Raw genomic sequence first — 23,544 nt, 5'->3', positions numbered from 1 at the left:
AACGACATGCCCTTGACCAGGGCCTTCGCGGTGACGGGGCCGGTCGCGTGCCTGCGCGTCGGTCCCCGTCCGCTATCTTGTTGCCCAAACCGCGCCCGCACCGCCCGTACCCCCGGGCGGCGCGGCGGCGCGAATGCCCGACCTAGCCCAATCGAAAGCGGGGAGATCACGTGAGCGCCGGCGGCGGAACCAAGGCCATCATCGCGGCACTGGGGGCGAACCTGGGGATCGCGGTGACGAAGTTCGTCGCGTTCGGTCTCACCGGGTCGTCGTCCATGCTCGCCGAGGGCATCCACTCGGTGGCCGACTCCGGCAACCAGGCGCTCCTCCTCGTCGGCGGCAAGCGCGCCGCCCGCAAGGCGACGCCCGAGCACCCCTTCGGTTACGGCCGCGAGCGCTACATCTACGCGTTCATCGTGTCGATCGTGCTGTTCAGCGTCGGTGGCCTCTTCGCCGTCTACGAGGGCTATCACAAGGTCACCGAGAGCATCGAGGGTCACCCCAACGACCTCCTCGAATCGAAGTGGTGGTGGGTGCCGCTGGTGGTGCTGGTGATCGCGATCGGGCTGGAGTCCTACTCCTTCAAGACCGCCATCACCGAGGCCAACCGGGAACGCGGCAAGACCACCTGGAGCAACTACATCCGCAACGCCAAGGCGCCGGAGCTGCCGGTCGTCCTGCTGGAGGACCTGGCCGCCCTCGTCGGCCTCATCCTGGCGCTGTTCGGCGTGGGACTGACGCTACTGACGAAGAACGGCATCTTCGACGGCGTCTTCACCGTCCTCATCGGCGTCCTGCTGGTCATCGTCGCGATCATCCTGGCCATGGAGACCAAGTCGCTGCTGCTGGGCGAGTCGGCGACCAAGGAGCACGTGGCCGCCATCGAGAAGGCCCTGGTCGGCGAAGAGGTCGACCACATCATCCACATGAAGACGCTGCACCTGGGCCCCGAGGAGCTCCTGGTCGCCGCCAAGATCGCCGTCCGCCACGACGAGACCGCCGCGGAGATCGCCCGCGGCATCGACAAGGCCGAGGCCCGCATCCGCGAGGCCGTCCCGATCGCCCGCGTCATCTACCTCGAACCCGACATCGACCGGGCGCAAAGCGGCACGAAATAGCAAGACTCGTCACCAAGCCATACGCCCGGCATCATCGGGCGTTCATCTGCCGAAGGACGATAGAACCGTGGAACTGCTGGAGAACCCGATCCGCCACTACGCGTGGGGCTCGCACACCGCCATCGCCGCCGTCCAGGGACGCAAGTTCCCCGCCGAGCAGCCCGAGGCCGAGCTGTGGATGGGGGCGCACCCCGGCAACCCCTCGGCCGTGGTCGCCGACGGACGCTCGCTCCTCGACGTGATCGCCGCCGACCCCGTCGCGCTCCTGGGCGCCGACAACGTCCGCCGGTTCGGTGAGCGCCTGCCGTTCCTCATGAAGGTCCTGGCCGCCGACGCGCCCCTGTCCATCCAGGCGCACCCGGACGCCGCGCAGGCCCGCGCCGGGTTCGACGCCGAGGAGACCGAGCAGATCCCGCTGGACGCCACCGTCCGCAACTACGTCGACCCCTACCACAAGCCCGAGCTGCTGGTGGCGATGTCGGAGTTCGACGCCCTGTGCGGCTTCCGGGACCCGGTGCGCTCGGCGGAGCTGCTGGCGCGGCTGGACGTCCCCGCCCTCGCCCCGACCGTCGATCTGCTGCGGCACGGCGACCCCGGGCAGGCGCTGCGCGAGGCGGTCACCACGGTCATGACCGTGCCCGAGTCGATGCGCGGGCCGCTGCTGGACCAGGTCGTCGCCGCGTGCGCCGCGCTGGCCGGCGACGGCGAGGACGGGCGGACCTACGCGATGGCCGCCGCCCTGGGCAAGGCCTACCCGGGCGACATCGGCGTCCTGCTGGCGATGATGCTCAACCACGTGGTCCTCCAGCCCGGCGAGGCCATCTACATGCCCGCCGGCAACGCCCACGCCTATCTGCGCGGCGTCGGGGTCGAGATCATGGCCGCCTCGGACAACGTCCTGCGCGGCGGGCTCACCGCCAAGCACATCGACGTCCCGGAGCTGCTGCGGGTCCTGCGCTACGAGCCGCTCGCCGACCCGCGCGTCACACCCGTCGAGGTCGCCCCCGGCGTCAGCGAGTGGCCGACGCCGATGCCGGAGTTCCGGCTGACCCGCGCGCGCGTGGGCGGTCTGGTGGACGAGGCGAAGCTGATCGCGAAGGGGCCGCGGGTGTTCCTGTGCTGGTCGGGTCAGGTCCGGCTGGACGACGGGGTGTCGGAGGTGACGCTGCTGCCCGGCCAGGCGGCCTTCGTGTCCGCCGACGCCGGTGACGTCGTTACCGCCACCGGCTTCGGCGAGCTGTATCAGGCCGCCGTCAGCTGACGGATCGCGTCGATACCGAGCCAGATTCCGAAGATCACGAACAGCGCGGCCGCGCCGTACTTGATGACCTTCTCCGGGAGGCGCTTGCCGAGCGCGCGCCCGACGACGATGGCGAGGGCGTCGGCGGCGACCATGCCGACCGTCGAGCCCAGCCACGTCCCGAACCAGCCGTGCTGGGTGGCGAGGGTGATGGTGGCGAGCATGGTCTTGTCGCCGAGCTCGGCGAGGAAGAAGGCGATGCCGACGGCCCAGATGGCCGACTTGGTGGTCTTGTTCGCCTTCTCCTTCTCTTCGTCGGTGAGTTTGTCGCCGCGCAGCGTCCAGGCGCCGAAGCCGAGGAACGCGACGGCGGCGGCCAGCGAGATCCAGCCGGTCGGCAGCGTGGCCCCGAGGCCGTAACCCACGGCGACGGAGACGGCGTGCACGATCGCGGTGGCGACGGTGATGCCGATGAGCACCGGCAGCGGGCGGAATCGTGTGGCGAAGGTGAGCGCCATGAGCTGCGACTTGTCGCCGAGTTCGGCGACGAAGATGACGGCGAAGCTGATGCCGAGGGCGGTGATGAAACCCGTCACGGGACCTTCCAGGTTCAGCCCGGGAGGGGGTCCCGGGAAGATGGCACCGGGACGGGGGCATGGCTGACCTCGACCCGGCTGTAACAGCGGGTCGAAGGTCTCGTCCGCCTCGCGGGTCACAACGCGTGAACCTTCGAGGCCGCCTGACCGGATCGCGGGCGATCAGTGTGTCGATCAGGCAGTTGGAGGACTACTCCCCTTCGCGTCGGAGAGCCTACCCCGGGCCTAGCACAGTGCGCCCCGGGGTGTGGTGCGGATCGCCGACCATTGGGGCGAATGGAGAATTTCGCAGTCTTTTCGGCTTTCCGCTTGACAGGCGATCGGCGGAGGGTGAGGATCTAAGTACGCAGCGTCATCGCGACGTAGACCTCGCTGGGAAGTGAGAGTGGACCGTCCGAGCCGCGCGGGGGAACCAAACCGGGGGGAGTACGGGGCGGTCGGGATTCGGCGAAAGTAGCCGGGCACCGGGCGCCCCGTACGTATGCCCGCGATGCGGGGTCTTCTCGTCGCCGGTCGGGCGTCCGCCGTCGGGTGAGGACGTCTCGCCGGGCGATGCGCGCAACCTCCGGCAAACCCCACTTCACGGATTCTTCACTTAACCCTGGCCCAAATCGGCGCAATCCCATATCCTAAGGAAGCTTTCCTACCCAAGGAGATCGCATCGGAAAGGCCCCCGGCATGACACAAAGCAAGAGAAAGAACCTGCGGCGAGCCGCGTTAACCCTCCTCGCCTCGGCCGTCGCCACGCTGCTGCTCCTCCTCGCGGGCGGCGAGGCCTACGCGCACGGCTACACCAACGCGCCGATCAGCCGCGCGCTCTACTGCCAGATGGGCACCGCCAGGAACTGCGGCCCGATCCAGTGGGAGCCGCAGTCGGTGGAGGGCCCCAAGGGCTTCCCCAACGGCGGACCCTCTGACGGGCGCCTGTGCAGCGCCAACCTCTCGCAGTTCGGTCAGCTCGACGACCAGCGCAACGGCGGCTGGCCCGCCAACAGCGTGAGCGGCGGATCGTCCTACACGATCAAGTGGAAGCTCACCGCGGCGCACGCCACCACCGATTTCAAGTACTACCTCACCAAACCCGGCTGGAACCAGACGGCGAAGCTGACGCGCTCCGCGCTGAACCTGACGCCGATCGCGACGTTCCCCTACGGCGGCCGGCAGCCTCCGTCCTCGGTCTCGCACACCGTCACGCTCCCGGCATTGAGCGGGCGGCACATGCTGTACGCCGTTTGGACGATCGCCGACACCGGCAACGCGTTCTACCAGTGCTCCGACCTCCAGTTCTGATCCGAGTCCAGAGCGGCCGCCCGGGGAGACGGGTGGCCGCTCGCTCGTGACGGTCCGGTTGCCGACGGTGCCACCTCTTCCGGCGGACCGTAAGATTTCCCCCATGACGAGTACCGTGCCGCAGACCCAGGACTTCAAGGTCGCCGACCTCACGCTCGCGGCGTTCGGCCGCAAGGAGATCACCCTCGCCGAGCACGAGATGCCCGGTCTGATGTCGGTGCGCGCCGAGTTCGCCGCCACGCAGCCCCTCGCGGGCGCGCGCATCACCGGCTCCCTGCACATGACCGTGCAGACCGCCGTGCTGATCGAGACGCTCGTCGCGCTGGGCGCGCGCGTCCGGTGGGCCAGCTGCAACATCTTCTCCACCCAGGACCACGCGGCCGCCGCGATCGCCGTCGGTCCCGAAGGGACGCCGGAGAACCCGCAGGGCGTGCCCGTCTTCGCCTGGAAGGGCGAGACCCTTGAGGAGTACTGGTGGTGCACCGAGCGCGCCCTCGACTGGGGCACCGAGGAGCCGAACATGATCCTCGACGACGGCGGTGACGCCACCCTCCTGGTCCACAAGGGAGCCGAGTACGAGCGGGCGGGCGCGGCCCCGGACCCGTCCACCGCCGACTCCGAGGAGTTCCAGGTCATCCTGGAGCTGCTCAACCGGTCCCTCAAAGAGGACACCACCCGCTTCTCGCGCATCGCCGAGTCGGTCAAGGGCGTCACCGAGGAGACCACGACCGGCGTCCACCGCCTGTACGAGATGCAGCGCGAGGGCACCCTGGCGTTCCCGGCGATCAACGTGAACGACTCGGTCACCAAGAGCAAGTTCGACAACAAGTACGGCTGCCGCCACTCGCTCATCGACGGCATCAACCGCGCCACCGACGTCCTCATCGGCGGCAAGACCGCCGTCGTGTGCGGCTACGGCGACGTCGGCAAGGGCTGCGCGGAGTCCCTGCGCGGCCAGGGCGCGCGCGTCATCGTCACCGAGGTCGACCCGATCTGCGCCCTCCAGGCGGCCATGGACGGCTACCAGGTCACCACCCTGGAAGACGTCATCGCCACCGGCGACATCTTCGTCACCGCCACCGGCTGCAAGGACGTCATCACCGCCGACCAGATGTCGCGGATGAAGCACCAGGCGATCGTGGGCAACATCGGCCACTTCGACAACGAGATCGACATGGCCGGGCTCGCCGCGCGCACCGACGTCCGCCGCGAGAACATCAAGCCCCAGGTCGACGTGTGGGAGTTCGACGGCGGCAAGAAGATCATCATCCTCTCCGAGGGCCGCCTGCTGAACCTGGGCAACGCCACCGGGCACCCCAGCTTCGTGATGAGCAACAGCTTCGCCAACCAGGTGCTGGCGCAGATCGAGCTCTACACCAAGCCCGAGCAGTACCCGATCGGCGTGTACACGCTGCCCAAGCAGCTCGACGAGAAGGTCGCGCGCCTGCACCTGGACGCCCTCGGCGTCAAGCTCACCGAGCTGAGCAAGGAGCAGGCGTCCTACCTCGGCGTGGCGATCGAGGGCCCGTACAAGCCGGAGCACTACCGCTACTGAGCCCGCGCCGCCGAACCACCGCCCCGCGGTGATCCACGCGTGAGAAGGCCCCGGGAGTCACCTCCCGGGGCCTTCGCTCGTTATCCGTTCACCGACGGAGACCCGGCACGCGGACGGGGCTCCGCGCACTTGCTGGACTCCGCTTGCTGATGCGGCTCTGCTTACTGGTGGGGATACTGCGGCGGCTGGGGCTTCTGCCCGGCCGGGGGCGGCAGCATCGTGGTGGGCGACTCGCCGTCGTCCACGTACATGGACGGCTGCGAGGGCACGGCCGGAGCCGGTTCGTAGGTCGGCGCCTGCGGCGCGAACGGGTCGATCGGCTGCTGGCCGTAGGGGTCGTAGCCGGAACCGAGGGGAGGTTCGGAGGCCAGGTAGTCGGTCGGGGCCGGCGTCTCCTTCTTGGGGGTCTGCCAGCGGGCGGCGCTCGCGGCGGCCGTCAGCAGGATCACGCCGACGATGACGGGCGCGTACATGGACGCCGGGTAGACCAGCGCTTCCTTCGGGAGCTTGAGGCCGTCGGTGAGCCAGGCCATCTGGAACAGGCTCGGCTTGTTCTCGTAGACCGCCTGACCCGCCAGCAGCAGGACACCGGCCAGGATCGGGCCGGCCGGGGACAGCCGCAGCGTTGCCAGGAAGCCCAGGATCAGCCCTGCGACGACCAGTCCCGCGTACCCGATGAGCTTGGTCTTGGCCCACACGTCCCCGGGCACTTCGCCCGGAGCGTTGGCGTACACGAGCGCGGTGGCGCCGATCGCGGCGGCCAGCCACGCGACGAGCGTGCCGAAGAGGCCGTAGATGAGACTGAGGACGTGCCGCATTGGGCCCTCCCATGCGGTGTAGGGGTCGGTGGGTGGTGGGGCTCCTCATCCTCGCCCATCAATGCAACAGGGCACTCCTCGACCCCGTGGTGTGCGTCACACCCGCCGGGCGGGGACAATGGCCGGGTGAAACTGACCATCGGCATCGTGGGCCTGCCCAACGTCGGCAAGAGCACCCTCTTCAACGCGCTGACCCGCTCGGACATCCTGGCCGCGAACTACCCGTTCGCCACCATCGAGCCCAACACCGGCGTCGTCGGAGTGCCCGACCCCCGGCTGCCCAAGCTCGCCGAGGTCTACTCCTCGCAGCGGATCCTCCCCGCCACCGTCACCTTCGTCGACATCGCCGGGCTCGTCCGCGGCGCCTCCGAGGGCCTCGGCAAGGGCAACCAGTTCCTGGCGCACATCCGCGAGGCGAACGCGATCTGCCAGGTCGTCCGCGTCTTCGCCGACGGCAACGTCACCCACGTCGACGGCCGCGTGTCCCCCGCCGACGACATCGAGACGATCAACACCGAGCTGATCCTCGCCGACATCCAGACCATCGACAAGGCCCTTCCCCGCCTGGAGAAGGAAGCCCGCGTCAAGGGCAACGACAAGGACCTCCAGTCGCGCCTGGCCGCGATCAAGGCCGCCCGCGAGATCCTCAACGAGGGCAGGACCGTGTTCAACGCCGGTCTCGACCTCGAACCCCTCCGCGAACTGCACCTGCTGACCGCCAAGCCGTTCCTCTACGTGTTCAACGTGGACGAGTCCCAGCTCGGCGACGAGACCCTCCTGGCCTCCCTCCGCGAACTCGTCGCCCCCGCCGACGCGGTCTTCCTGGACGCCAAGATCGAGTCCGAGCTCATCGAACTCGACGAAGAAGAGGCCCTGGAGCTCCTCCAGTCGACCGGCCAGGCCGAACCCGGCCTCGACCAGCTCGCCCGCATCGGCTTCCACACCCTCGGGCTCCAGACCTACCTCACCGCCGGCCCCAAGGAGACCCGCGCCTGGACCATCCGCCAAGGCGCCACCGCCCCCGAAGCCGCCGGTGAGATCCACACCGACTTCCAGCGCGGCTTCATCAAGGCCGAAGTCGTGTCCTTCGACGACCTCATCGACGCCGGCTCCATGGTCGAAGCCCGCTCCCGCGGCAAGGTCCGCATGGAGGGCAAGGAATACGTGATGCGCGACGGCGACGTCGTGGAGTTCCGCTTCAACGTATGACCCACCTGTACCTCGACGTCGACGGCCCGCTGATCCCGTTCGGTGGGCCGTCGGCGTATCCGGCGTTCCGGGAGACCGGAACCCTGCTCGACCGCGTCGACCCCGCGCACGGGCCTCGGCTGCTCGCCCTCGGCTGCGAGCTCATGTGGGCGACGACGTGGGGCGAAGACGCCAACGCGCACATCGCGCCACTGCTGGGGCTGCCCCGGCTGCCCGTCGTGGCCTGGCCCGACGAGGACCCGCCGCCGCGAGTGCACTGGAAGACCCCGGGCCTGGTGGCGTGTGCCGCCGGGAGACCGTTCGGGTGGCTCGACGATGAGATCACCGACGCCGACCGGGCGTGGGTGGCGGCGATGCACCCCGGGCGTGCGCTGCTGCGCCGGGTCGACGCCCGGGTGGGGCTCACCGAGGAGGACTACGCGGCGGTGCGGGCCTTCACCGCGTCCTGATCGGGCCGCCGGGACGTGACCGAGAACACGTGATGTGCGACGGCGACGTGGTGGAGTTCCGCTTCAACGTCCAGGCCGCTCCCGGGCACGAAGTGCCGGACAGCGCGACAGGGGTCCCGCCGACCACGGCGGGACCCCTTTCTCGTACCCGATTCGCGGATGCGGGAATGCCGCTCGTGGCTCCCTCTTGAGACGAGCGTGACCATTCAAAAGGATTCCGGTGAATCCATGAAATGGCGCTGCCGTGTCGATTCATGCGGCCCGAACGCCATTTCACGGCGCGCCCGCCGCCCGAGGCGGGCGCGCCGCGCCGACGTGACCGACCCCACTGTCACGCGCCCTCTCCCAGCGCCGTCTTACTGGCGGAACGAGAGAAGGAGACGGCCATGAAAAAGGTGCTCATCATCGGCGGCGGCTACGTCGGCCTCTACACCGCCCTCGGCCTGCGGAGCCTCGTGCGGCGCGGCGAAGCCGAGGTCACCGTCGTCGACCCACGCGGATACATGACCTACCAGCCGTTCCTCGCCGAGGCGGCCGGTGGCGCCATCGAACCGCGGCACGTCGTCGCGCCGCTGAACCGGACGCTGCCCGGCATGCGGGTCCTCACCGGGCGCGTGACCGACGTCGACCACGCGGCGCGGCGGGCGACGTTCGTCCCCGCGCAGGGGCGCGCCTACCAGCTCGACTACGACATCGTCGTCATGGCCGCCGGGTCGATCACGCGCGGGCTGCCGATTCCCGAACTCGCCGAGCACGCCGTCGGCTTCAAGACCGTCGGCGAGGCCGTCCACCTGCGCAACCGCGTCCTGGCGCAACTCGCCGCCGCCGCGTCGACCGACGACCCGGACGTCCGGCGCCGCGCGCTCACCTTCGTCGTCGTGGGCGGCGGGTTCTCGGGTGTGGAAGCGCTCGCCGAGATGCAGGGACTCGCCGACGACGCGCTGCGCTACCACCCGCAGATCGCGCGCGACGAACTCAACTGGAACCTCGTCGAGGCCACCGGCGCGATCCTGCCCGAACTCGCCCCGCAACTCGGCGAGTGGACGGTCAAGGCCCTGCGCAAGCGCGGCGTCCACGTCCGCCTCAACGCGCGCCTGGAATCGGCCACAGGTGGCCTCGCCGTCCTCAGCGACGGCACCGAACTGGACGCCGGGACGCTCGTCTGGGCCGCCGGTGGGCGCCCCAACCCACTCGCTGCCGACAGCGGACTGCCCGTCGACGCGATCGGGCGCGTCAAGGCCACGCCGTACCTCACCATCGACGGCCTCGACGACGCCTTCGCGGCCGGTGACGGCGCCGCCGTCCCCGACCTCACCAACCCCGGCGCGTTCACCGCGCCCAACGCGCAGCACGCCGTCCGGCAGGCGAAACTGCTCGGCCGCAACATCGTCGCCCACATCCGCGGCCGCCGCATGAAGGCCTACAAACACGCCTACCTCGGCTCGGTCGCCGGACTCGGCCACCACCAGGGAGTCGCGCAGGTCTACCGCGTCCGGCTCACCGGCTTCCTCGGCTGGCTCGCGCACCGCGCGTACCACCTGGCATGGGTACCGACCCTCAACCACAAGGCACGCGTCCTCGTCGACTGGCTGCTGGCGGGAGTGTTCCGGCGCGAAGCGGTGCAGCTCACCGGGCTGGAACACCCGGAGACCGACTTCCAGGAAGCCGTCAAGGGTTATGCGAAAGCGGCGTGAAGCGGGCTAGTCGCGGTGCCGCAGCCGCTTCTCCTCCGCGCGCACCTTCGCCTGCGTCTCGCGCTCGCGGATCAGCCACTGCGGGTTGTCGGCCTTGATGGCGTCGATCTGGTCGGTCGTCAGGGCCTCGGTCACACCGCCACGGGCGAGGCCCGCGATGGACACGCCCAGCCGGGCGGCGACGACGGAGCGGGGGTGCGGGCCGTCGCGGCGGAGGTCGCGCAGCCAGGCCGGCGGGTCCGCTTGCAGGGCGTTCAGTTCGTCGCGGGAGACCACGCCTTCGCGGAACTCGGCGGGCGTGGCCTCCAGGTAGATCTCCAGCTTCTTCGCCGCCGTGGCGGGCTTCATGGTCTGGGCGGTCTTGTGCGACGTCATGGGAACACCCTAACCAGCGCGGAGATAGCCTGAGCCGGTGACAGACACCTTCCGCCTCGCGTACGTGCCAGGAGCCACACCGGCGAAGTGGGCGAGGGTGTGGGAGACACGGCTCCCCGACGTCCCCCTCGAACTGATCGCCATGGAGGCCGCCGAGGCCCTGGACGCCGTCAAGCGCGGCGACGTCCACGCCGGACTCGTCCGCGCCCCCCTCGACAAGACCGGCCTCAACGCCATCCCCCTGTACACCGAGGTGACGGTCGTGATGGTGCCCAAAGGGCACGTCGTCACCGCCGTCGAAGAACTCACCTGCGCCGACCTCGATGACGAGATCGTCTTCCACCCCCTCGACGACACACTGCCCTGGGACGCCACCCCGCCCGGCAAGGCCGCCGTCGAACGCCCGGCGACCACGGCGGACGCCGTCGACCTCGTCGAAGCCGGGATCGGCGTGCTCGTGGTACCCCAGTCGGTCGCGCGCTTCCACCACCGGCCCGAAGTGCGGTACCGGCCGGTGACCGACGCCGTCCAGGCGGGCGTCGCGCTGGCCTGGCCGGAGGGGGAGACGGGTGAGCTGATGGAGGAGCTCATCGGGATCGTGCGGGGACGGACGGCGAACAGCTCGCGGGGGAGGGGCGCGGGGGAGCAGTCGCAGCAGCCGGCCAAGAGCGCGACGAAGACCGCCGCGAAGGCCCAGGGGGCGAAGGGGCAGGGCGGCGGCAAGACCCAGGGCGGTAAGGCTCAGGGCGGCAAGGGACAGGCCGGGAAGGCGCGGCAGGGCGGGAAGCCGGTCGCGAAGAAGGCGGTGGCCAAGCCTCGCAAGCGGAGGTAGGCCGGGGGATCGTGCGGGGTTCGTCCTGCGGCGAGTGGGTCAGCGGGAGAGGCCGTAATGGGTCGCACTCGCCGTCGTGGTCACCCAGGTGGTCGAGCTGCCGCGTGTTCCGGCCGTGGCCGGCCGGAACACTTGCCCTCGGTTTCCGTACCCGGCGTTGCTGCCCCTAGAGCCGAGTCGGACGCTGGCCGAAGGGCTTGCGGCTCGGCTTGTGGTTGCGGTGACCGTCATGGTCTTTAGTTCGACGACTAAAGGGATGGAGAGATCTGCTCTTTCACCGTTGCCCCGGCCGGTCGTGAAGGGCGAGCTCTTAAAACCCGGCTTCAAACACGAAGGCGGGGGTTCGGGCCGTGGTTCGCACACGCCGGGGTACAAGGCACTTCAGTGGCAAGCATCCGGGTCGCCCTGCGACCTGGATGCGCGGCAGCCCAGACGCCAGCCCGAGCACTACGGCCTCAAGCCATACCGGGGCAGCTCAGGAACAGCCCCACCCCGAACGGCCGCAAGCTTCACACGTCCCGACACGGCCGAGAAGGCCCGCTCAAGCCCTCACGACCTCAACCCGCCACCAACGTCAAGTAAGCCTGCCCCATCACCCCTCGGTACCCCCGCAGGTACCGCGAGCGCTGGGTCGTCACCCGCTCGCGCAGCTTCTCGTCCTCGTTCGACGCCAGCCACACCTCGCACGCCGCCAGGTACGCCGACTCGAAGGCGTCCCATTCGTCCAATGTCGCCGTCTCCACCCACTGCACGCGGAAGCCCGCTGCGACGGCGGCGTCGGTGAGGTCGGCGAGGTATCCGTGTTCGCTCGCGGAGGCGTCGGGCCACATGTGGGCGAGCTCGTCGAGGGTGGGGGTGCGGGTCCAGTGGCTTTCGCCGAGCAGGACGCGTCCGCCGGGGTTGACGAGGGCGCGCAGGGCGACGAGGGCGGCGGCGGTGTGGGCCGGGGGTTCCAGGTCGGTGAGGGCGTGGCTGGAGCCGAGGCAGAGGACGAGGTCGGCGGGGCCGTGCTCGGTGTTGGTCGCCGACTCCTCCAGGAAGCGGACGCGGTCGCCGAGTCCTCGCGCGGACGCCGTGGCGGCGCCCGCGGCGAGGTCGGGCGCGTGCAGGTCGACGCCGGTACCGGTGGCGTCGGGGAGGGCGGACAGGAGCCGCAGCATGAGCTCGCCCCGGCCGCAGCCGAGGTCGAGGATGGTGCGGGGCCGGGGTTCGGCGGTGAGGCGGGTGATGAGTGAGGCGGCGCGTGCTTCGGAGAGGGGACCGTGGAAGACCAGGCCGTCGCCGGGGGTGGGGATCATGGGGGCGACGATAGCGGGCGGCTGCGTCAGGTGGTGGTGGTGCGGCGCTTCCACCAGCCGGCGAGGCTCCAGGTGGAGCGGGCCGGTTCGATGTCGGTGATGTGCGCGATGGAGCGGTAGGCGTCCTCGACTCGCGCGGCGAAGGCGATGTCGTTGGCGGAGACGCCGTCGGGGTTGCGTACGGAGACCGTGGTGGCGCCGTCGTGGCGGCGGACGAAGGGGCGCAGTTCGAGTGTGTCGGCGTACACCTTGATGCGTTCGGTCATCTCGGCGTGCTGGCTGTCGTCGATCGGCAGGGTCCGGCTTATGCCGGTCGTGTCGCCGGTCCAGCCGGACAGTTGGCGTAGCGCGTCTTTGAGCAACTGTTCACCTAGTGTCATGGGCACCTCCGCGGCGGTGGCCTTCATCGGGTTGTGTCCGAACCGCCGTCGCGCCTTAACCATCGGTGCCTAGAGTCTTGCCGCAAGCGAGGCCGGTGTCTACGCGGGCAATTCGGCCATATCCGGCTGTTCGTGATTGGGCGGTCGTCCTGTATCGCGCCCAGTGGCGTCCGACACCAAGTACTGACCGGAAGGACGATGCCTCTCCGGCCGGGCGGTGGAGCGGTGGGCGACCTCGGACGGTGATCAACGGAAGATCTTGTGGCACTGTTGAGCGCCGTGACGACACAAAAGGTCATCGTGGGCGCCGCGATCATCTCCGGTAAGCGTGTGCTGGCGGGCGCGCGTTCCGATCCGCCGGCCGCGGCGGGGCGCTGGGAGTTCCCCGGCGGCAAGGTCGAACCCGGTGAATCCGAGGTGGACGCCCTGGTCAGGGAGTGCGACGAGGAGCTCGGCGTGAGCATCGAGGTCGGCGAGCGCGTCGGCGGTGACGTGATCATGGCGGGTGGGCGGGCCACGCTGAAGGTGTGGCTGGCGACGCTGCGTGAGGGGACGCCTCAGGCGCGGGAGCACACCGAGTTGCGGTGGCTGGCGGTGCACGAGCTGGATTCGGTTCCGTGGTTGCCCGCCGATGCTCCGATCGTCGCTGAGTTGCGGAGGTTGCTGGCATGAGGCCCGAGGATCTCGACGGTTATGTCGATGTGATGGTGGGGTGTTCGCCGGATCCGGTGTCGCGTGAGTCGGTGCTGAAGCGGGCGACGCTGGCCGATAATGCGGCGCGGCGGTTCGAGCGGGTCGTGGTTCGTGATGGTGGCCGTGTGGTGGCCGCCGGTGAGCTGTTGATGCGCGATTCGGACAATACGCATCTGGCGTTCGCGACTGTCGCGGTGGACGCGGCGTTCCGGCGGCGTGGGCACGGGTCTGCGGTGTTGCGGGAGCTGGCCGGGCTGGCCGGTGGCCGTTCGGTGCTGATGATCGAGGGTGTGGACGAGGACGGTCCGGGACGCCCGTGGGCCGACGCGCTGGGTTTCAGCGTGGCGCAGCGGACGGTGCGGCTGGTGCGGGACATGGCGGTGCCGGTGGAGCCGGTGGCGGTGCCCGATGGTTACGTGCTGGAGGGCTGGAGGGCTGGACGGCGACGCCGGAGGCGCGGCTGGCGTCCTTCGCGCGGGCGCGTTCGGCGATCGCCGATGTCCCGCTGGGTGATCTGGCCGTGCAGATCCCGGAGTGGACGCCGGAGCGGGTGCGGGAGCGTGAGGCGGGTCAGGCGGCGCGTGGGCTGCTCGGGCACATCATCGTCGCGGTGCATGCCGCGTCGGGTGAGGTGGCGGGCCTGACCGAGCTGGAGGTGGGCCTGGACGGTGCCGGGCAGGCCGTCCAGCAGGACACCGCCGTGCTCGGCGCGCATCGTGGCCTGGGTCTGGGCGTGGTGATGAAGGTGGCGAACCTGGCGTGGCTGGCCGGGCGGTATCCGGGTGTGGAGGGGGTCCGTACGACCACCGCCGCCGATAACGCGCCGATGCTGCGGGTGAACGCCGCGGTCGGGTTCACGGTGGCGCGCAGGACGCAGAACCGGCAGCTGGCGCTCTAGCGCATCCCCCCGACGGCGTTCTTCAGGCGGTGGAAGTCGCGGCGGCGCTGCTCGAAGGTCGCGCCGGTGACCAGGAGCAGCACGGCGGCCACGGCGATGGGCAGCCAGGCGGGCACCAGCGTCCACAGCAGCGCCATTTCGTGGACGGTGACGGCGAGCAGCACGATCGCGCCGAGCACGGTGGGCGCCTGGAGGCGGCGGGCCGCGCCCAGCAGCAGGACCAGCAGCGCCGCCGCGCCCAGCGCCAGCCGCCGCCACGGCTCGCCGTGGCCGACCAGGACCGGCGCGAGCGTCGGCAGGAAAGCGGCGAGCAGGCCGGGCGCGAAGGCGACCCAGCTGCGCAGCCCGGGGCGGCGGCGGAACTCCAGGACGCCGGCGGCCAGCGCGATCGCCGCCACCGGCAGCGTGTAGGCCTCGGCGGTGCCGACGTCGGCGGCGGCCAGCAGCAGCCAGTAGGCGATGAGTTCGGCGAGTGCGGCGACCAGTGCGTACACGCGTCCGGCGCGCAGGGCGTAGAGGCCGAGGGCGGCGCCGTAGACGGCGATGACGATGGCGAGTGGGCGGGGTCCGGCCGCGGCGAAGCCGATGGCGGGCAGCAGTCCGAGGTGGGCGGCGACCTCCATCGGGAGGTACTCGGCGCGGGGCCGCAGCAGCGCGGCCACGGCCAGCTGCGCGACGGCGGCGGCGAGGACGCCGATGGCGACCTGTTCGCGGGGCAGCCCGGCGGCGAGTCCCGCCGCGCAGGCGGTGGCGGTGAGCGCGAGGCCGCCGACGACGAGTCCGGCCTCGCGGCGTCCGGGTCCGCCGCGGACGGCGATGAGCGCGCCGGCCGCCACGAGCGCGCCGGCGGCGATGAGGGTCGTCGGTTTCGCCGCCAGGGACCAGGCGAGCGCGGGCGCGCCGGTCACGGCGGCGATGACCAGGCACGTCACGGCGGGCGGGCCGGGTCGGCCGAGGGCGGCGGCCAGGGCGGCGGCGAGCGCGATGGCCAGCGCGGTGAGCGGGCCAATGGGCCAGGGGAGGTCGAGGGCGACCGGTGCGGCGAGCAGGACGACGCCGCCACCGCCGATCGCGGTGGGGACCGTCCACCGTCTGGGGGCCAGGCCGAGGACGGCGAGGCACGCGGCGATGGCGACGGCGGCGAGGACCGCGACGTCCAGCGCGCTGCCGACGCCGCTCGGCGGGCGGGGCGCCAGGCCGTCGGCGGTGGAGGTGGGCACGCGTCCCCACACGTCCCGCAGCCAGTCGTACGGGTAGGTGACCGGCGCGATCGCCGCCGGCAGGGACACCGCGGCGGCCAGGGTGAGGGTGGGCGCGGCGAGCGCGGCCCGGGCGCGCGCGAGCGGGCGGTCGGGTAGCTGGAGCAGGGCCGAGCCGAGGCCGATGAGCCCGGCGACGGCCGCGTACAGGCGGGTCGGCTCGGTCGTGGGCAGGGAGGCGAAGGCGACGATGGCCGCGCCGAACGGCACCGCGACCGTCGCGTACGGCAGGTTCGCCGACGCGGTGACGCGCAGCAGCCCGGTGATCAGCAGCCCCAGCGCGGCGGCGCCGGTCGCGGCGATGAGGGACGTGCGTGCAGGGGCGCCGGGGACGAAGGTGGCGACCGCCGCGACGGCCATGCCGGGCAGTACCAGCAGCGCGGCGGTGGTGGACAGCCCGGCGGCGATCTCCTGGCGCCGGGCGGCCAGCAGGGCGACGAGGAGCCCGGCGGCGGCGATCGTCGCGCCCGCGATGAGCGTCGCGGTGGGCGTGGGCAGCGCACCGGCGGCCGCGTACAGGCCCAGGACCGCGCCCGCGGTGTAGCGGGCGAGTGCGAAACGGTCCTTGCGCGCGGCCGAGACCGCCAGCAGCACCGCCACGGTCATCGCCAGGACCGGCGCGACCGGCCAGTCCAGCCGCCACGCCACGGGTGCCGACAGGGTCGCGGCGGACAGCGCCAGCAGCGGCAGGTGATGCCGGAGGGGACCGCGCAACAGCAGCGCACCGGCCGCCCCGGCGATCAGCAGCACTACCGGCGGCTGCCATCCCAGGAACCGGAACCGCTCCACCTCGGCGAGCCACCCCGACGGCGTCCCCGCCCACACCGGCAGGCCCGCCGCGATCGCCGCCGCCGACCCCACCAGCGCGACACCCGCCGCGACCAGCGCGGCCACCCCGGCCGCGAGCGCCGCGCCCCACGCCGGTCCACGGCGCGCGCCCACCGGCAGCAGCATGACCAGCCCGCCGATCACCGCCGCCACGACCACCGGGGTCAGCGTCTCGAAACCGGGCGCGACCCGGTACGTCCACGTGGTGAGCACCGCCAGCAGGACGAGGACCGCGCTCGCCGAGCCGATGGCGCGGGCGAGGCCGGTGGTGGCCTTCTCGGCCGCGCCGGTGAGGACGGCGATGGCGACGGTCACCGACGCCACCGCCACGTACATCTCGGCGCGGTTCTGGAGGATGACCGCGACGGTGGTGGCCGCGCCGATCAGGCCGAGCGCGGCGGCGGCCGTGGGCGCGATCGCCCGGTCGAGCAGCGGGACGACGGCGGCCAGCGCGGCGGCCGCGCCCAGCACGAGCGCGCCGGTGTGCGTGGCGGGCGTGCCCGCCAGGTCCGCCCACAGGCCCAGCGCGGCGGGCAGCATGGCGACGGTGACCGCGCGTCCGGCCGGGCCGAGCGGCTCGCGCCGCCACAGCGCCAGCGCGGCACCGGCCAGGACGAGGGCCGTGCAGGCTCCGGCGAGGAGGGGCCGGTCGGGGACGGCCAGGCCGAGGGCGAACAGCGCGGCGGCGCCCGAGGCGGCCAGGCGCGAGGTGTCGCGGGGCAGCGCCCGGACGGTGAAGGCGGCGGCGATGGCGGCCGCCAGCAGCGCCGGGACGGTGTAGCGCCGGTCGAGCGCGAACGCGCCGGGCAGCGCGAACAGCACCAGCGGGACGGTGACCTCGGCGATCAGCCCGCGCCAGCGGTGGGCGGGGACGGCGAACTCGGCCGCCGCCAGCAGCGCCAGGATCACCGGCCCCTGCCACAGCCGCTCCGGCATCTGCCCGGCGGTGGCCGGGTCCAGCGCCCGCACGATCAGCATCACTGTCGCCGCCAGCGCGAGCAGGCCGAGGACACCGGCGCCCGCCGCGCCCACGATCAGCGGGCCGGTGCGGCGGACGGCGGGCATCCGGCGCGCGGCGACGAGGATCGCGATCGCGGCGGCCGCGGGGACCAGTGGCGTCAGCGCCGGGAGGTCGCGGACGGACACGTAGGACACCAGCGCGAGCAGCGAGGCCGCCGTCAGCCCGCCGGTCAGCTCAGAGGCGATCCGGTTACGGCTGGTGTAGGCGGCCGTCGCGGCCAGGGCCGTCACCGCCACCAGCATCGAGAGGCCGGTCAGCGTGTGGTCGCGGGTCAGCGCGACGACCGCGGCGAACGCGCCGAGCGCGGGGACGGCGAACAGCGGCACGAGCAGCCCGCTCAGCCGGTGGTAGAGCAGGCCGAAGAGGGCCGCGGCGAGCGCCGTCCAGCCCACGAACGGGGCCGCGCCCACGTCCGAGACCACGCCCAGCAGCCACAGCGCGACGCCGTCGAGGACCACCAGCAGCAGGCCCACGGCGCTGACCGCCTCGGCGGTGGCGCGCAGGTTCTTGCGCGTCAGCAGCAGCGGGAGGCCCAGGGCCAGCAGCGTGACCACACCCAGGATCGCCGCGCGCCCGGCCGTCCCGAACGTCACCCACGCGACGGTGGTGAAGCTGATGCCCGCGATCGCGGCCAGGATCGCGCCCAGCGTGAGCAGCGTGTTCTGCGCGACCTTGCCGGAGGTCTCCTTCGGGCGGGCCTCGGGCACCGGGACGGGCATGGGCACGGGTGCGGGCACCGGACCTGGGACGGGCACCGGCATGGGCACGGCGAGCGGCGGTGAGGGGATCTCCCACGGCTGCGGGAGCGGCGGCCGTGGCCGCGGCGGCGGTGGGACGGCGGGGGCGCGCAGCTCGCGCTCGCGCGCGCCGAGGCGGGCGAAGAGCCCGGCGCGCTCGGCGGCCAGCTGCGCCAGCCGGGCCCGGGCCTCGCGCAGCTGCTGCTCGTGGCGGAGCATCGCCCCCTCGGCCTGGGCCATGCGGCGGTCGAGGGCGGAGAGTTCGGCCAGCAGCGGCTCGGGACCGCGTCCGCAGGCCCCGCAGCCCTCGGCGGAGGAGGGGCGGGCACATCGGGGGCACGGGTAAACGCTCACCCTCGCAGAATGCCGCGCTCACGCAACGTTTCGGTATTCGCAAAGGCGACGCGCATCACGATTTGACTACGCTCAATGCCTTTGACCTGCGGTTTCGCCGAAACGATCAGTGGCGAGATTGAAATGTTGCGCCGAGGTGGCAACCAGCGTGCTCCCAGCAACCGTCTTCACCCGTGCGATACGCGGAAACGGGGAATGGACATGGCGCAAACCTCGCCGAACGGCGGTGAACCGGCCCGGCTCGGCCGGTTCTTCTGGGCTTCGCTCGCGGTGCTCGGCATCGTGATCCTGGCCGCGGTGGTGACCTTCGTGGGCCGGCACCACCGTCCCACGGCCGATCCGGGCCTGGGTTTCGCCGATTCCGGCGCGCCGGACCCGGTGCCGGACGCCAAGATCGCCATCGGCGGCACCCTGTACTACCTCAAGGCGGGGGACAAGACCAGCCAGCTGTGGTCGTGGCGGACCGGCGGCGAGGGCAAGTCGGTGTACTCGGTGAACGGCCGGTGGATGTTCGACACCGCCGGGCTGTCGGCCGACGGGCGGTTCCTGGCGTACGTGTCCGACCGGGCCGAGCTGGTCGTCCGCGACCTGAGCGCAGGTACCGAGCGCGTCGTCGTCGCCGGGCTCGCGCTGGGCGAGCAGGTGTGCCAGGACGCGGTGTGGGCGCCCGACGGGAAGCCGATGGTGCTCACCCAGAACGGTGTCGACGCCTCCGGCGCCCCGAAGCTCCAGTGGTTCGACGTGACCACCGGCGCGGCGGCCAGCACCGCGGTCAAGGTCGGCGGGTGCTTCGCGCGCCCGGTGGCCCGCACCGATGGCGGTTACGACCTGTACTACCTGAGCAAGGGCGACGTGTACTGGCAGACGCCCGACGGCAACGCCGCCGCGACCGGGCTCGGCCCGGCGGTCTCCGACACCGTCGGCGAGCCGGTGCGGGCCCTGGGCGGGGTGAGCCCGGACGGGAAGAAGGTCTGCGTCCTCACCGGTGACGGCGGGCCGCTGAAGAAGCGCGCCCTGGACTGCTCGGTGATCGCCGACATCGCCACCACGCGGGTGGAGCCCCTCAAGGACGTGCCCGACAGCGGTGTCCGCGGGCCGGTGCTGTTCATGCCGGACGGGCGCCGGGTCGCGCGCTTCTCGAACTTCGTGTCCCTGCGGGGACTGGACGGCATCCCCACCGGGACCGAGCCGGAGCCGGAGTCGATCAAGGACCTCTGGCTGCTGGCGTACGTCTCCTGAGGCGGCACTTTCCGAAGGGGCGATGGGGCGGCGGCCCGTCACCGGTTCTCCGGTGACGGGCCGCCTACATTTTCAGGAAGCACGGGTCCTCAGATGGAGGGGCGTCCCATGCCGCGGTAGGTCCATCCGGCGCCGGTCCACAGGGTGGGGTCGACGGAGTTGGTGCCGTCGATGATGCGGCGGTGGCTGACGAGTTCGGCGAGGGCGGCGGGGTCGGCGTGGCGGAACTCCTCCCACGCGGTCAGCACGCACACCAGGTCGGCGCCGGCCAGGGCCTCGTTGACGCTCTTGGCGTAGGCGGCGTCGGGGACGACGTTCTTGGCGGGGATCATGCCCTCGGGGTCGTAGGCGGTCACCACGGCTCCGGCGCGCATGAGTTTGCGGGCCACCGACAGGGCGGGGGAGTCGCGGACGTCGTCGCTGTTGGCCTTGAAGGTGACGCCGAGGATGGCCACGCGCAGCCCGGACAGGTCGGGGCCGTTGGGGCCGGAGGTGCGCCCGCACATCTCGGCGACCATCTGGACGACCTTGGTGCGGCGGCGGGCGTTGACGCGGTCGACCTCGTGGAGGAAGCGCAGGGAGTCGCCGACGCCGAGTTCCTCGGCGCGGGCCACGAAGGCGCGGATGTCCTTGGGCAGGCAGCCGCCGCCGAAGCCGACCCCGGCGCGCAGGAACTTCGGGCCGATGCGGTCGTCGTAGCCGATGGCGCGGGCCAGGAGGGTCACGTCGCCGCCGGTGGCCTCGCACAGGTCGGCCATGGCGTTGATGAAGGAGATCTTGGTGGCCAGGAACGCGTTGGCGGCGACCTTGACCAGCTCGGCGGTGGCGAAGTCGCCGACCACGACGGGGACCTCGCGGTCCTCGACGGCGGCGAGCTCGAAGACTCCCTTGTGGACGGCGTAGAGCATGTCGCGGGCCCAGTCGCTCTTGACGCCGAAGACCACGCGGTTGGGGCGCAGGACGTCCTCGACGGCGAAGCCCTCCTGGAGGAACTCCGGGCTCCAGGCGACCTCGACGCCGGCCTCGGGCGGGGCGTGCCGCTGGACGAGGGTCTCGACCCATTCGGCGGTGCCGACCGGGACGGTCGACTTGCCCAGGATGAGGGCCTTGCGCCGCAGGTGCGGGGCGAGGTCGGTCACACACGTCTCGACCTGGGAGAGGTCGGCGGCGTCGGAGTCGGGCCGCTGGGGCGTGCCGACGCAGATGAAGTGCACGTCGGCGAACTCGGCGATGTCCTCATACGAGGTGGTGAAGCGCAGCCGCCCGGAGTCGAGGTTGCGGCGCAGCAGCGCCTCCAGTCCCGGCTCGTGGATGGGCAGGTCACCGGCGGCGAGTTTGGCCACCTTCTCGGCATTGACGTCCATGCCGACCACGTCGTAACCCAGCTCGGCGAAGCACACCGCGTAGGTCGTGCCCAGGTAACCGCAGCCGAGGAACGCCAGCCGGGGCCGCACCGCGCCCGAGGGTGGGGACACATGGTGCGACGATGACGGTCCGTTGACCTGGACGCTCACTAGACCGACCCCCTACTGGCGGGTAACTCGCTGGACGAATATCGTTCATGACTGCCGTACCGCTATGCCTAGGTATCCTCACAGCCGAAGCGAGCACGCGGTGTCCTGGTCATTGACGACGGGTGAAGGGCGAGGTAAATGGTGTTCGAAGCGTATCGGCTGCCCGAGGAGCACGAGGCGATCCGGGCCGCGACCCGCGAGGTCTGCGACGCGGAGGTCGCGCCCCGCGCGGCCGAGGCCGATGAGACCGCGGAGTTCCCACGCGAGTCGTACGAGGCGCTCCGCGCCGCCGACCTGCACGCCCCGCACATCCCAGAAGAATACGGTGGCGCGGGCATCGACGCGCTCGGCACGGCCATCGTCATCGAAGAGGTCGCCCGCGCGTGCGCGTCCTCCTCGCTGATCCCCGCGGTCAACAAACTGGGCTCCCTGCCGTTGCTGCTGGCCGGATCCGAGGAACTGAAGAAGAAGTACCTGCCGGCCGTGGCCTCCGGCGAGGCCATGTTCAGTTACTGCCTGTCGGAGCCCGAGGCCGGTTCGGACGCCGCCTCGCTGAAGACGAAGGCCGTCCGCGACGGCGACCACTGGGTCCTCAACGGCGCCAAGCGCTGGATCACCAACGCCGGCGAATCCCAGTACTACACCGTCTTCGCCGTCACCGACCCCACGCAGCGCAGCCGCGGCATCTCCGCGTTCGTGGTGGAGAAGGACGACGAGGGCGTCAGCTTCGGGGCGCCGGAGAAGAAGCTCGGCATCAAGGGTTCCCCCACCCGCGAGGTCTTCTTCGACAACGTGCGCATCCCCGCCTCCCGCATCATCGGTGAGGAGGGCGAGGGCTTCAAGACCGCGATGCGCACCCTCGACCACACCCGTGTGACCATCGCCGCCCAGGCCCTCGGCATCGCCCAGGGCGCTCTCGACGCCGCCGCGGCCTACGTCCAGGAGCGCCAGCAGTTCGGCCGCGCCATCGCCGAGTTCCAGGGCATCCAGTTCATGCTCGCCGACATGGCCATGAAGCTCGCCGCCGCCCGCCAGCTCACCTACGCCGCCGCCGCCAAGTCCGAACGCGGCGACGACGACCTGACCTTCTTCGGCGCCTCCGCCAAGTGCTTCGCCTCCGACGTCGCCATGGAGATCACCGTCGACGCCGTCCAGCTCCTCGGCGGCTACGGCTACACCAAGGACTTCCCCGTGGAGCGCATGATGCGCGACGCGAAGATCACCCAGATCTACGAGGGCACCAACCAGGTCCAGCGCATCGTCATCGCGCGGCAGGTGCTGGCCAACGTGGGCGGGGTCTTCGAGTAGAGCTCACCCCGAAAGGGCCCGCCGATACGGCGGGCCCTTCGCCGTACTCAGTTCAGGGCCGCCGCCAGGTCGCTCCCCAGCGGCTGCTCGGCACCGTTGACCAGGACCGTCGGCACCGCCGGGATCGCGGCCTTCTCCGTGCCGGTGCGGACCCAGTCGAGGAAGCGGCCCTCGGACACGCAGGTGGCGAAGGCGTCACCGAGGCCGATCTGCTCGCCGATGGAGATGAGGGCGGGGTCGCCGGGGTGTTCGGCGGACTCTGGGGGCTGGTTCGCCCAGAGGGCGTCGGTGTAGTCGAACCAGCGGTCCTCGTCGGCGGCGCAGACCGCGGCGGCCGCCGCGCGGGTGGAGTACTCGCTGGACGACATGCGGTCGAGGATGGCCAGGGGGTGCAGGACGGCCTTGATGGTCGAGTCGGCGATCGCCTGCTTCAAGACCCGGCCGTTGGTCTCGTGCCAGGTTTTGCAGGCGGGGCACAGGAAGTCCAGGTAGACCTCCACCGTCTTGTCCTTGCCGGACGCGCCGAAGACCAGCCCGTAGTCGGGCGTGGCGTTCTTCGGGGTGGCCGAGAGGGTGGGCTCGTCGGCGCCGTCGGAGGTCAGCCAGACCACGCCGCCGATCCCGGCGGCGACGAGCACGACCACCGCGATGACGATCGTGAAGATGAGGCCGGTGTTCGGCCGCTTCGGCGGTGGCGGGACGAAAGGCGGCGGACCGTAATACGGCGGGGGCGGCCCGTGCGGCGGGACGTGGCCTCGCAGCGGCGGCTGGACCGGGTGCGCGGGCGGCGGCTGCCAGGGGTCCGTCATGCCGGGATCCTAGCGGGCGCGGTCACCTCC

At 71.5% G+C, this 23,544-nt stretch carries 20 protein-coding genes and 1 pseudogene; 13 read left to right on the top strand and 8 right to left on the bottom strand.

The annotated features are described in order from the left end of the window. Positions 1-170: 170 nt before the first annotated feature. Positions 171-1,118, top strand: a complete 948-nt coding sequence (locus QSK10_RS05550) for a cation diffusion facilitator family transporter (protein WP_285661498.1) — start codon at positions 171-173, stop codon at positions 1,116-1,118. A gap of 67 nt (positions 1,119-1,185) precedes the next feature. Beyond that, positions 1,186-2,379: a mannose-6-phosphate isomerase, class I gene (manA, locus tag QSK10_RS05545; RefSeq protein WP_285661497.1), complete on the top strand. Its 1,194-nt coding sequence runs from the start codon at positions 1,186-1,188 to the stop codon at positions 2,377-2,379. Here the strand turns inward: manA and QSK10_RS05540 are convergent. After that, a complete protein-coding gene (locus QSK10_RS05540) occupies positions 2,361-2,954 on the bottom strand; it encodes a TMEM165/GDT1 family protein (RefSeq protein ID WP_285661496.1) in 594 nt (197 codons plus the stop codon). The genes manA and QSK10_RS05540 overlap by 19 nt on opposite strands. 678 nt (positions 2,955-3,632) lie before the next feature. On the opposite strand from QSK10_RS05540, the gene QSK10_RS05535 reads away from it, so the two are divergent. Then, positions 3,633-4,244 carry a lytic polysaccharide monooxygenase auxiliary activity family 9 protein gene (locus tag QSK10_RS05535; protein WP_285661495.1) on the top strand — a complete coding sequence of 204 codons (612 nt, stop codon included), beginning with the start codon at positions 3,633-3,635 and terminating at the stop codon, positions 4,242-4,244. A gap of 103 nt (positions 4,245-4,347) precedes the next feature. Next, entirely contained in the window at positions 4,348-5,799 is a 1,452-nt protein-coding gene (ahcY, locus tag QSK10_RS05530; protein WP_285661494.1) for an adenosylhomocysteinase, read from the top strand. 161 nt (positions 5,800-5,960) lie between these two features. Here the strand turns inward: ahcY and QSK10_RS05525 are convergent, their stop codons facing one another. After that, positions 5,961-6,617: a hypothetical protein gene (locus QSK10_RS05525; RefSeq protein WP_285661493.1), complete on the bottom strand. Its 657-nt coding sequence runs from the start codon at positions 6,615-6,617 to the stop codon at positions 5,961-5,963. Positions 6,618-6,743: 126 nt separating this feature from the next. On the opposite strand from QSK10_RS05525, the gene ychF reads away from it, so the two are divergent. The 3 genes from ychF to QSK10_RS05510 all read left to right on the top strand — a co-directional run bounded on the left by ychF (position 6,744) and on the right by QSK10_RS05510 (position 9,969). Then, a complete protein-coding gene (gene ychF / locus QSK10_RS05520; protein ID WP_285661492.1) occupies positions 6,744-7,826 on the top strand; it encodes a redox-regulated ATPase YchF in 1,083 nt (360 codons plus the stop codon). Further along, positions 7,823-8,275, top strand: a complete 453-nt coding sequence (locus QSK10_RS05515) for an HAD domain-containing protein (RefSeq protein ID WP_285661491.1) — start codon at positions 7,823-7,825, stop codon at positions 8,273-8,275. The genes ychF and QSK10_RS05515 overlap by 4 nt, the downstream gene beginning before the upstream one ends. Before the next feature lie 386 nt (positions 8,276-8,661). After that, a complete protein-coding gene (locus QSK10_RS05510) occupies positions 8,662-9,969 on the top strand; it encodes an NAD(P)/FAD-dependent oxidoreductase (RefSeq protein ID WP_285661490.1) in 1,308 nt (435 codons plus the stop codon). A 6-nt stretch (positions 9,970-9,975) separates the two neighbouring features. Here the strand turns inward: QSK10_RS05510 and QSK10_RS05505 are convergent, their stop codons facing one another. Further along, a complete protein-coding gene (locus QSK10_RS05505; protein WP_285661489.1) occupies positions 9,976-10,344 on the bottom strand; it encodes a DUF5997 family protein in 369 nt (122 codons plus the stop codon). A 37-nt stretch (positions 10,345-10,381) separates the two neighbouring features. Between QSK10_RS05505 and QSK10_RS05500 the strand changes: the two genes are divergently transcribed. After that, complete coding sequence (locus tag QSK10_RS05500; protein WP_285661488.1) at positions 10,382-11,176, top strand: LysR family substrate-binding domain-containing protein; 795 nt, start codon at positions 10,382-10,384, stop codon at positions 11,174-11,176. Positions 11,177-11,733: 557 nt separating this feature from the next. Here QSK10_RS05500 and QSK10_RS05495 read toward each other — a convergent pair. Together QSK10_RS05495 and QSK10_RS34240 are read right to left on the bottom strand one after the other, a co-directional pair. Beyond that, a complete protein-coding gene (locus QSK10_RS05495) occupies positions 11,734-12,474 on the bottom strand; it encodes an SAM-dependent methyltransferase (protein WP_285661487.1) in 741 nt (246 codons plus the stop codon). 202 nt (positions 12,475-12,676) lie between these two features. Continuing rightward, a pseudogene (locus QSK10_RS34240) lies at positions 12,677-12,854 on the bottom strand (4a-hydroxytetrahydrobiopterin dehydratase); the annotation flags it as partial. A 279-nt stretch (positions 12,855-13,133) separates the two neighbouring features. On the opposite strand from QSK10_RS34240, the gene QSK10_RS05485 reads away from it, so the two are divergent. Genes QSK10_RS05485 through QSK10_RS05475 form a run of 3 tightly spaced genes read left to right on the top strand, consistent with a single transcriptional unit; the run spans position 13,134 to position 14,445 of the window. After that, positions 13,134-13,526, top strand: a complete 393-nt coding sequence (locus tag QSK10_RS05485; protein WP_285661485.1) for a (deoxy)nucleoside triphosphate pyrophosphohydrolase — start codon at positions 13,134-13,136, stop codon at positions 13,524-13,526. Beyond that, positions 13,523-14,191 (top strand): GNAT family N-acetyltransferase, encoded by a 669-nt coding sequence (locus QSK10_RS05480; RefSeq protein ID WP_285661484.1) that lies wholly within the window; start codon positions 13,523-13,525, stop codon positions 14,189-14,191. The genes QSK10_RS05485 and QSK10_RS05480 overlap by 4 nt, the downstream gene beginning before the upstream one ends. Further along, a complete protein-coding gene (locus tag QSK10_RS05475; RefSeq protein WP_285661483.1) occupies positions 14,158-14,445 on the top strand; it encodes a hypothetical protein in 288 nt (95 codons plus the stop codon). Before QSK10_RS05480 ends, QSK10_RS05475 begins: the two co-directional genes overlap by 34 nt. Here QSK10_RS05475 and QSK10_RS05470 read toward each other — a convergent pair. Continuing rightward, complete coding sequence (locus QSK10_RS05470) at positions 14,442-18,644, bottom strand: SCO7613 C-terminal domain-containing membrane protein (RefSeq protein ID WP_285661482.1); 4,203 nt, start codon at positions 18,642-18,644, stop codon at positions 14,442-14,444. The genes QSK10_RS05475 and QSK10_RS05470 overlap by 4 nt on opposite strands. 201 nt (positions 18,645-18,845) lie before the next feature. Here QSK10_RS05470 and QSK10_RS05465 point away from each other — a divergent pair, with 201 nt between their 5' ends. Continuing rightward, positions 18,846-19,883 carry a WD40 repeat domain-containing protein gene (locus tag QSK10_RS05465; RefSeq protein WP_285661481.1) on the top strand — a complete coding sequence of 346 codons (1,038 nt, stop codon included), beginning with the start codon at positions 18,846-18,848 and terminating at the stop codon, positions 19,881-19,883. An 89-nt stretch (positions 19,884-19,972) separates the two neighbouring features. On the opposite strand, the gene QSK10_RS05460 is transcribed toward QSK10_RS05465, so the two are convergent. Continuing rightward, complete coding sequence (locus QSK10_RS05460) at positions 19,973-21,325, bottom strand: UDP-glucose dehydrogenase family protein (RefSeq protein ID WP_285662926.1); 1,353 nt, start codon at positions 21,323-21,325, stop codon at positions 19,973-19,975. Between the two features lie 210 nt (positions 21,326-21,535). Here QSK10_RS05460 and QSK10_RS05455 point away from each other — a divergent pair, with 210 nt between their 5' ends. Further along, positions 21,536-22,705 (top strand): acyl-CoA dehydrogenase family protein, encoded by a 1,170-nt coding sequence (locus QSK10_RS05455; RefSeq protein ID WP_285661480.1) that lies wholly within the window; start codon positions 21,536-21,538, stop codon positions 22,703-22,705. 47 nt (positions 22,706-22,752) lie between these two features. On the opposite strand, the gene QSK10_RS05450 is transcribed toward QSK10_RS05455, so the two are convergent. Further along, entirely contained in the window at positions 22,753-23,514 is a 762-nt protein-coding gene (locus tag QSK10_RS05450) for a DsbA family protein (RefSeq protein WP_285661479.1), read from the bottom strand. Between the last annotated feature and the right edge of the window lie 30 nt (positions 23,515-23,544).

The sequence above is a fragment of the Actinorhabdospora filicis genome, assembly GCF_030269765.1.
Classification (GTDB): Bacteria; Actinomycetota; Actinomycetes; order Mycobacteriales; family Micromonosporaceae; genus Actinorhabdospora; species Actinorhabdospora filicis.
Note: the sequence above shows the minus strand (reverse complement) of the source record. Positions and strands in the feature narration are given on the sequence as shown.